The organism is Corallococcus llansteffanensis (assembly GCF_003612055.1).
Classification (GTDB): domain Bacteria; phylum Myxococcota; class Myxococcia; order Myxococcales; family Myxococcaceae; genus Corallococcus; species Corallococcus llansteffanensis.
In genome coordinates this window covers 19,784-27,781 of record NZ_RAWB01000047.1, presented here as the reverse complement: position 1 = coordinate 27,781, position 7,998 = coordinate 19,784, and the positions used below count along the sequence as shown (strand labels likewise).

Genomic DNA, 7,998 nt, shown 5'->3' with positions numbered 1-7,998 from the left:
CCCCTGAGCCCTCCGGAAGCGGGGCGCCGCCCGCCGGGATGGAGCGTGCCCCCCGCGCGGAAGCGGGAAGCTGGCTCGACCCCGCGGCGGACGATGCGAGCGGCGCGCGGCTTCCCTCGGAGCGACTCTTGCGCTTCGCGGGCTTCGTCGCGTGGACCCTCACCGTGCTGGAGGAAGCCGTCGAGGCCGCGGCCCGGCCGGGCAGCGCGAGCGACCTGGTGGTGCGCTTCGCCCCCCTCGCCCTCTACCTTCCCGCGCTCTGGTGGCTGCTGGGTCCCGGGCTCGTCTCATCCCGGCGACAGATGAGGACCACGCTGCTCGTCCTCTTGTCACTCATCGGCACCTTCCTCTTCCCCAACCTGCACTACATCGTCGCGGCCACCCTCCCCTTCCTGCTCGAACCCCGACGCGCGCTCCGGTGGCTGGCGGCGTGCAACGTGCTCGGCGTGCCGTGGCTCGTCTACGTCCTCCTCCGCGACCCGGGAGCCGCGGGCATGCCCGCGTGGATCCCCGGCGGAGGCGTCCTCCTTGCCACGGTGGGCGCGCACCTGGGCTGGCAGGCCTTCGCGTTCGTCATCGGGCTCATCGCGGCCACGGAGCGACGCCAGCGCCATGAGAGCCAGTGGCTCAACCGCGAGCTCGTCGCGACGCAGGGGCTCCTCGCGGACGGCGTGCGGCTCGCGGACCGTGTCGAGCTCTCGCGCGAGCTGCACGACACGCTCGGCCACCACCTGACGGTGCTGCACCTGCAACTCGAGCGAGCCGTGCAGCTCTCGGAGGGGGCCACGCGCAGCGCACTGGAGGAGGCACGCGGCATCGGGAAGCGGCTCCTCGGGGAGGTCCGGAGCGCGGTGGGCCACCTGCGAAACGCCGCCGTCATCGACCTGCGCACCGCCCTGCTGACGCTCGCGCACGGCACCGGAGCGCCCCGGGTCCACGTCGCCTTCGACGAACGCCTCCAGATCCGCCACGCCGGCCAGGCCCACGCGCTCTTCCGCTGTGCCCAGGAGGCGCTCACGAACGCGCTTCGCCATGCGGGCGCGGGCAACGTGTGGCTCGCGGTCCGGGAGGAGGAATCCACGCTCGTGCTGTCCGCTCACGACGACGGCCAGGGACAGCACATCGTGCGGGAGGGCCACGGCCTGCGGGGGATGAGGGAGCGGCTTGAAGCGCTGGGCGGCACCCTGAGCATCGTCTCGCAGGAGCACGGAGGCTTCCGGGTTGAAGCCCGGCTGCCTCGCGAGGTGCCGACATGATTCGCGTGGTGCTGGTGGACGACCAGACGCTCCTGCGCAAGGGCCTGCGCAGCCTGCTGGAGCTGGCAACGGACATCCTCGTGGTCGGGGAGGCCACCGACGGTCAGGAGGCCGTGGGCCTCATCCGCGCGCTCACGCCGGACGTGGTCCTGCTCGACGTGCGGATGCCCCGGCTGGACGGGCCTGGCGTGCTCGAAGCGCTGGGCGGACACGCGCCCCCGACGCTCCTGCTCACCACCTTCGACGACGAGGGGGCCCTCCTCCGCGGGATGCGCGCGGGGGCCCGTGGGTTCCTCCTCAAGGATGTCTCCTTCGAGGACCTGTGCGAGGCCATCCGCCGCATCGCCCGGGGAGAGACGCTCCTGCGGCCCACCGTGACGGAGGCCGCGTCGCGCAACCTCGAAGCGCTGCCGATGAGCTTCGAGCGGAGCGAGCAGCCGGAGGCGCTCACCCCGCGCGAGCGCGAGGTGCTGCGGCTCATGGCGGGCGGGTTCAGCAACAAGGAGATTGCTGACGCGCTCGGCACCCGCGAGGGCACCGCGAAGAACCACGCGTCGAGCATCTTCGCGAAGCTCGGCGTGAGGGACAGGACCCGGGCCGTGCTGCGGGCGCTGGAGCTGGGGATGATCTGAAGCAGGCATGACCAATGGCACATGCGCGAGGACCGGGCGCATCGGTACCTTCGCCGGCCATGAAGATGCTTCTTGGAGCGTTCCTGCTGCTGGCCGCCGTGCCCGCCAGCGCGCGGGAGGGTGTGCAGCTCGGAGTGCGGTTCGTCCCCCAGTCCACGAGCCTCCTGTACGACACCGGCTATCCCCTGCTCGACTTCCTCAAGGTCGCGCCCCATGACACGCGGCTGCGCACGGCCCAGGGGCTGGGCGTGCTCTACCACCCGTGGGAGCACTGGAGCCTGGGGGCGGACCTGCTCTACTCGCGCAAGGGCGGCGGCTTCGCCTCGCGACAGGTGGACCTGGACTACCTGGAGGTGCCGCTGTGGCTCGGCTTCAACACCTCCTCCTCGAACCGGCTGATGTTCAACGTGCAGGCGGGCCTGGAGGTCGGCTACGCGGTGCGCCGACAACTCAGGTCCACGGGAGGCACGTCGACCGATCTCTCCGACTCCGTGGACCGGGTGGCCTGGGGCGTGCCCGTGGCGGTAGGCGTCCGGTGCCGGCTGTTCGCGGCGTACTCCGTCAACGCGCAGCTGTTCGTGTCGGCCGGGCTCGGCTCGCTGGTACGAACGAACCCCACCCTGGGCGTGCGCAACTACGTGTTTCCAGGCCTCCGCTTGAGCGTGGACCGGGAGCTGGGGGTGCGCCGATGAGGCCGGGACTGCGGACCTTCGCGGCGTGGGTCGCCGTCGCCGCCCTGCTCGGCTGTGACGGCGGGAGGCCCGCGCCCACGACGCTCGCGGAGGCGGTGGACGACATCGTCGCCCCGCACGTCGCGCTGGGCGCGAACGTGGGCATCGTGGTGGGGGTGAGCCAGGCGGGCCAGCGGAGCACCTTCAGCTACGGCGAGCGCCGGCTGGGTACCGGGGAGCCCCTCACCGCCGACACCATCTTCGAGATCGGCTCCGTCACCAAGGCCTTCACCGCGGTCGCGCTCGCCCAGATGCACCTCCGGGGTGAGCTGGGACTCGATGATCCGCTCCAGGACTTCCTGCCGCCGGGCGTGCGCGTGCCCACGCGCGGCGAGGGCGTCATCACCCTCCGCCACCTGGCGAACCACACGTCAGGACTGCCGCGACAGCCGACGAACATGGACACCGACCGGGACGACCCGTATGCCGGCTACACCGAGGAGCGGATGTTCGGGTTCCTGGGCGGGTACGCGCTGCCGCGCGAGCCGGGGCGCGAGTTCGAGTACTCGAATGCGGGCTACGGGCTGCTCGGCTACGCGCTCGGTGCGCGCCACGGCACGGACTTCGAGACGGCCCTGCGAGCGCGCGTCCTCGACCCGCTGGGGCTGACGCACACGTCCGTGACGCTCACCGAGGCGCAGCGCGCCCGCCTCGCCCAGGGCTACCACGGCAACCGCGCCGTGGAGCCGCTGCGCATGGAGGGCATCACCCAGGGCGGAGGCGCCCTGAAGTCCGACCTGGACGACATGCTGACGTTCCTCGACGCCGCCATGGGCGTGGGCCCCTCACCGCTGGAGGATGCGATGCGGCTCACCCAGGAGCAGACCTTCGGCTCGTTCGACACGGTGTATTTCCAGGTCGACGGCGTGGGCCTGGGGTGGAACCTGGACGTGCAGGACGGTGCGCCCATCGTGTTCAAGAACGGGGGGAACATCGGCTTCACCGCGTTCATCGGGTTCGACCGCGAGCGCCAGCACGGCGTCGTCGTCCTCGCCAACTCCTCCCTCAATCCGGACGCCTTCACCACGTTCATCGGGCTCGAGGTCCTCAAGAAGCTGCGGGAGCTGGAGGAGCCCGCCGCGGGAAGGAGCCGCTGAGGAGCACGAGCGGAGCGTGACGCCTTGTCGGGTTGCATGTGATTGAGCCAGAATCCCCGGTCGCCGTTCTTCGAGTCGACAGGCTTGATCCGCGCCAGGGCGGCAATGGGGCCAACGCCACGTCCGGAGCCGCGGGCACGGTGGTGGGCGGAGGCGGCGGAGGAGGAGGTGGCAGTCCTCGTCCGGCCAGACGTTGATCCTCCAGGCCCTTCACGACTTCGAGGCGGGCCGCTTCGGTGAGCTTCCCGTGGACGAGGCTCCGGCCGACCAGCCCTCCGGCGTGTCGTGATCAGGGTGCTGGTACGATACCGGCTGGCGTCGGCCGGCGGAGGCCACGGTCGCCTCGGTGCTCCGGCCCGGCAGGCCGGGCACCCCATCCACCCAGGACAGCTGGGCCTCCATGCCCGCCGCGGAGACGGGCGGCGCCTCGGCGGGCGCATCCAGGCTGCCCACCGTCAGCTCGATGCCACCGTCCTCCAGATCCGCGAAGGCGAGCGGAGTTCCGCAGGCCGAGCAGAACCAGCGCTCTGCACTGTCGGAGCTGCGGAAGCGGGCCGGCGTGCCACGGGTCCAGGTCACCGCCGGGCCGTCCACCGCCGCCAGCACGGCGAAGGGCCCGCCGACCGCCTTCTGACACATGCGACAATGGCAGACGCTGACGTGAGGCTTCGCATGGATTCTGTAGCGCACGGCGCCGCACTGGCACCCGCCAGTCCATCCGCGCCAGCCCGCTTCCACAGAGGGGTTCGTCATGTCGCTGTTATTGGGTCGCATGCGCTCGAATCGCAAGCCCGGCGTGGCGGAGGAGCCCGCTTGCCAGGTATCTGCCGTTGGGGCATGGACCCATTCCGGAACCAGTGCTTGCTCGAAACCACAGAGGATTGAAGATGACTTCTAGCCGTTCGACGAAGATGGTGGTGATTGGCAGTGGGCTCATGGGAACCGCGCTGGCGCGAGCCTTCGCCGCGGCGGGGCATGACGTCGCGGCCTGGAACAGGACCGCCAGCAAGGCCAGGGCCGTGGGCGGTGGCACCCTCGCGTTCGAGAACCTGGTCGAGGCCGTGGCCGGACGCGAGCTCGTGGTGGTCTCGCTGTCCAACTACGCCGCCTGCTCCGAGCTGTTCGCTTCGGAGGCCGTCGCGTCGGCGCTCGCCGGGAAGACGCTCGTCCAGCTCACCAGCGGCTCACCCGCGGACGCGCGTGGCGGGCTGGAGTGGGCGCGGGCCCACGGCGTGGCCTACCTGGATGCCGCGATCCTCGCCTATCCCGCTTTTGTGGCCACCGACTACGCGACGGTCTTCTACGCCGGGTCGCGGGCGATCTACGACCGGCACCACGAGACCCTCCAGGCGATTGCGAAGAACTCCGTCTACGTCGACGAGAAGATCGGCTCCGCCGCGACGCTCGACTGCGCGATCCTCGAGGCCTACTACGGAGGCACCCTGGCGGTCCTCCACGCCGCGGCGATGTGCAAGGCCGAAGGGCTCGACCCGAAGGTCTTCTTCGCCCAGAAGAACTCCTTCCTCGGCCTGATCTCCGTCACTGCTGACGCCGCGCAGGGAATGATCGAGAGCAACGACTTCTCGGGCGACCAGTGCAGCCTCAATACCCATGTCGCGGCCATCGAGCACATCGTCCGGCTGAGCATGGACGCCCGCATCAGCGCACGCTTCCCCAAGGAGCTGCTCGAGAACTACAAGCGAGCCCTCAGCGCGGGCCTGGGTGAGCAGGAGCTGCCCGCCGTGTTCCGCACCCTGAAACAGGACTGAGCCCGGCAGGATCCTGCTTCAGCCTTCGCGCGGACCCGCTGGCCGCCTGGCACCGGGCAGGCCCGCGAGCAGCTGATCAGCCAGCGCCTTCAAGGCCAGCCGGTTGTCGCCGCCGAGCAGCAGCGTCAGCAGCTCGTAGTCTTCGTTCACGCGAGCAAGGACGCTGAGGGATCCCGCCCGCAAGCACGCCACCCGGCCCAGCGGCGGGAGGGCTGGCTCGAACCCGGCGCGTTGCAGCAGCACCAGGACCTGCTGCAACCCGGCGCGGCCTTCACCGGCCCGCCGGGTGCCGCCCAGGGCCACCACGTCGCGTTCGGCGCAGTGCCGCAACTGGAAGCGGTGGAACAGACCGTGGGTGACCCGCTCGTTGAAGGTTTCGTGGGTCTCGACTGGCGTTTGCACTTGATAGGGAACGCCGGCCTCCAACATCACGAGCGGAGCATCGTCCCCTTCGACACGCTGGAGATCGAGGTAGTGGTCGTACAAGGCCACCAGTGATTCGTCCGTTTCGATGGCCACGGGAAAGAAGCGGTCGGACGGCGGGGCGTCTTCATCGTGTTCGTCGAGGCGCTCGACGATGGCGGCGAAATGGTGTTCGCACGTGGCGCCAAACGGAGCCCAGCCATTGCTGTGGCTGCCCATGCGTCGCAAGAACTCCACATAGGAGGCGGGCAGCACCGCGCCGCGGTCGGCCGCCAGGGCCGCGATGGCGGCATCCGGCACACCCTTGAGTTGCACCAGGAACGCCGGGTCACGCTGGCGGACGAATTCGATCAGAAGCGGCCAGTCCATCCGCGGTTTCTATCAGGGCAGCGGGGCCTGAGCACGGACACCGGATGTAGAGCAGAGACCCCACTCTTCTCACCGGATGATTAAACATTCTTATCACAATGTCATATCAAAACTTGTAAATCAAGCACTACCTGTTTACCTTGTCAAGACCCTGCGGTCGGCCAACAACGAGGAGTGCTTGATATGAAGCGTGACTTGAAGCGCGACGTGGTGGTGTGGAGGGCTGCGTTGATGTCACTCGCCCTGCTGGGCTGTGGCGGCGAGACGGGCGAAGGCATGCCCGACTCCGAGTCGGCCGAGTCCGCGCTCGCCCCGGCGGGCTGGGAGACCGTGGCGAACCAGTATCAGTCCTTCACGCTGGACAAGCCTTCGACGGTCCGCTTCGGCGTGGGCGACCAGTGGGTCACCCGGGAGATGCCGGCGGGGCGCGTATATTGCTTCTTCAATCCGGACCCCGCGCCGGGCCTGTTCAAGACGTGTCAGAAGAGCACGTCAGCGGGCCCGGTGAGCGGGGAACTCAGCCCTGCCTGTGCCACGTTCTATCCCCCGGACTTCGCGCTCTCCAGCGCCCGCCAGGCGTACCCCATTCCCGCACTGGCGAAGCCCTCCAAGGGCGTGGCGGTCTCGGAGCCCACGTACAAGACCTGTGTCGTGCGTGCCACCGACCACACGGCCGATGGCGTCTCGGGCTTTGCTCGAAATGACTATTCCCGCCGTCAGGGCTTCAATGCGAACAACACGAAGCAGCTGATCTACGCGCTCGACGGAGCCTGGCATGTGTATGACGCCAACACGCGCGCGTACCTGAAGCGGCTGTCGGGCCCGGCCGCGGACGCGGAGCCGCAGTGGCACCCGACGAATCCGGACCTGCTCTACTACCTGCCCACCAATGGCGTCGGGATGCGGCTCCACGAGCTGAACGTCTCGACGGGGGCCTCGCGCGTCGTGGGCGACTTTGGCGCACGGCTGAAGGCCCGGTGGCCGACCGCGATGGCGGCCTGGACGCGCTCGGAGGGCTCTCCCTCGGCGGACCGGCGCTACTGGTGCTTCATGGTCGACGACGCCAACTGGGGCAGCGTGGGCGTGTTCACCTGGGACCGGGACACGGACACCGTCCTGGGCACGTACGACACCCACGGCGAGCGGCCTGACCACGTGAGCATGTCCCCCAGCGGCACCTCCTGCGTGGTGTCCAGCGATGGGGCCCTGGGCACGGCGGCGTTCTCGCGGGACTTCAGCAAGAAGGTCCAGCTGCACTCGAAGTCCGAGCACTCGGACCTCGCCCTGGACGCCAACGGCGACGACACCTATGTGGCCGTGGACTACCAGTCCAACGGGGGCGACGTGTTCATGGTGAACCTGCGCACAGGCGTGCGCACGACGCTGTTCCCGACGTACGTGGCCGGCACCGCGACGGCACTGCACGTCTCCGGCAAGGCGTTTGCCCGGCCCGGCTGGGTGCTGATCAGCACCTATGCTGACTACGGCGGCGCCCAGCAGTGGCTGCACCGCACGCTGATGGCCGTGCAGTTGAAGGCCAGCCCGACCGTCTACACGCTGGCCCACCACCGCGTCGCCTCGAATGGCTACTGGAGCGAGCCGCACGCCAGCGTCAACCTCGACTTCACGCGGGTGGCCTTCAACTCCAACTGGGGCAGTGGCAGCGCCACGGACGTCGATGCGTACGTGGTCGAGATCCCGGCGGGCGCACTGAAGTAGGG

Annotated in this window: 8 protein-coding genes; 6 read left to right on the top strand and 2 right to left on the bottom strand. The window is 69.5% G+C overall.

Annotated features, from left to right (window positions below; all coding sequences use genetic code 11):
- From D7V93_RS07105 to D7V93_RS07090, 4 genes are all read left to right on the top strand, one after another.
- The coding region (locus D7V93_RS07105) for a sensor histidine kinase (protein WP_208722941.1) at positions 1–1,256 on the top strand (1,256 nt) is incomplete at its 5' end.
- Complete coding sequence (locus tag D7V93_RS07100) at positions 1,253–1,888, top strand: response regulator (RefSeq protein ID WP_120642652.1); 636 nt, start codon at positions 1,253–1,255, stop codon at positions 1,886–1,888. The genes D7V93_RS07105 and D7V93_RS07100, both read left to right, overlap by 4 nt.
- Before the next feature lie 59 nt (positions 1,889–1,947).
- Positions 1,948–2,580, top strand: a complete 633-nt coding sequence (locus D7V93_RS07095; RefSeq protein ID WP_158623665.1) for an outer membrane beta-barrel protein — start codon at positions 1,948–1,950, stop codon at positions 2,578–2,580.
- A complete protein-coding gene (locus D7V93_RS07090; RefSeq protein WP_120642650.1) occupies positions 2,577–3,716 on the top strand; it encodes a serine hydrolase domain-containing protein in 1,140 nt (379 codons plus the stop codon). The genes D7V93_RS07095 and D7V93_RS07090 overlap by 4 nt, the downstream gene beginning before the upstream one ends.
- Positions 3,717–3,926: 210 nt before the next feature.
- Here the strand turns inward: D7V93_RS07090 and D7V93_RS07085 are convergent, their stop codons facing one another.
- On the bottom strand, positions 3,927–4,469 hold the full coding sequence (locus D7V93_RS07085) for a GFA family protein (RefSeq protein ID WP_120642649.1): 543 nt from the start codon (positions 4,467–4,469) through the stop codon (positions 3,927–3,929).
- 134 nt (positions 4,470–4,603) lie between these two features.
- On the opposite strand from D7V93_RS07085, the gene D7V93_RS07080 reads away from it, so the two are divergent.
- Positions 4,604–5,485: an NAD(P)-dependent oxidoreductase gene (locus D7V93_RS07080; RefSeq protein ID WP_120642648.1), complete on the top strand. Its 882-nt coding sequence runs from the start codon at positions 4,604–4,606 to the stop codon at positions 5,483–5,485.
- Positions 5,486–5,503: 18 nt separating this feature from the next.
- Here D7V93_RS07080 and D7V93_RS07075 read toward each other — a convergent pair whose 3' ends face one another.
- A complete protein-coding gene (locus D7V93_RS07075) occupies positions 5,504–6,277 on the bottom strand; it encodes a zinc metalloprotease (RefSeq protein WP_120642647.1) in 774 nt (257 codons plus the stop codon).
- 183 nt (positions 6,278–6,460) lie between these two features.
- Between D7V93_RS07075 and D7V93_RS07070 the strand changes: the two genes are divergently transcribed.
- On the top strand, positions 6,461–7,996 hold the full coding sequence (locus D7V93_RS07070; RefSeq protein WP_244237154.1) for a hypothetical protein: 1,536 nt from the start codon (positions 6,461–6,463) through the stop codon (positions 7,994–7,996).
- Positions 7,997–7,998: the final 2 nt, after the last annotated feature.

Bases quoted from the DNA above. Each gene is read 5' to 3' on its own strand.
- D7V93_RS07090 (WP_120642650.1), top strand. From the start codon at position 2,577: ATGAGGCCGGGACTGCGGACCTTCGCGGCGTGGGTCGCCGTCGCCGCC.
- D7V93_RS07075 (WP_120642647.1), bottom strand. From the start codon at position 6,277: ATGGACTGGCCGCTTCTGATCGAATTCGTCCGCCAGCGTGACCCGGCG.
- D7V93_RS07080 (WP_120642648.1), top strand. From the start codon at position 4,604: ATGACTTCTAGCCGTTCGACGAAGATGGTGGTGATTGGCAGTGGGCTC.
- D7V93_RS07085 (WP_120642649.1), bottom strand. From the start codon at position 4,469: ATGACGAACCCCTCTGTGGAAGCGGGCTGGCGCGGATGGACTGGCGGG.
- D7V93_RS07070 (WP_244237154.1), top strand. From the start codon at position 6,461: ATGAAGCGTGACTTGAAGCGCGACGTGGTGGTGTGGAGGGCTGCGTTG.
- D7V93_RS07100 (WP_120642652.1), top strand. From the start codon at position 1,253: ATGATTCGCGTGGTGCTGGTGGACGACCAGACGCTCCTGCGCAAGGGC.
- D7V93_RS07095 (WP_158623665.1), top strand. From the start codon at position 1,948: ATGAAGATGCTTCTTGGAGCGTTCCTGCTGCTGGCCGCCGTGCCCGCC.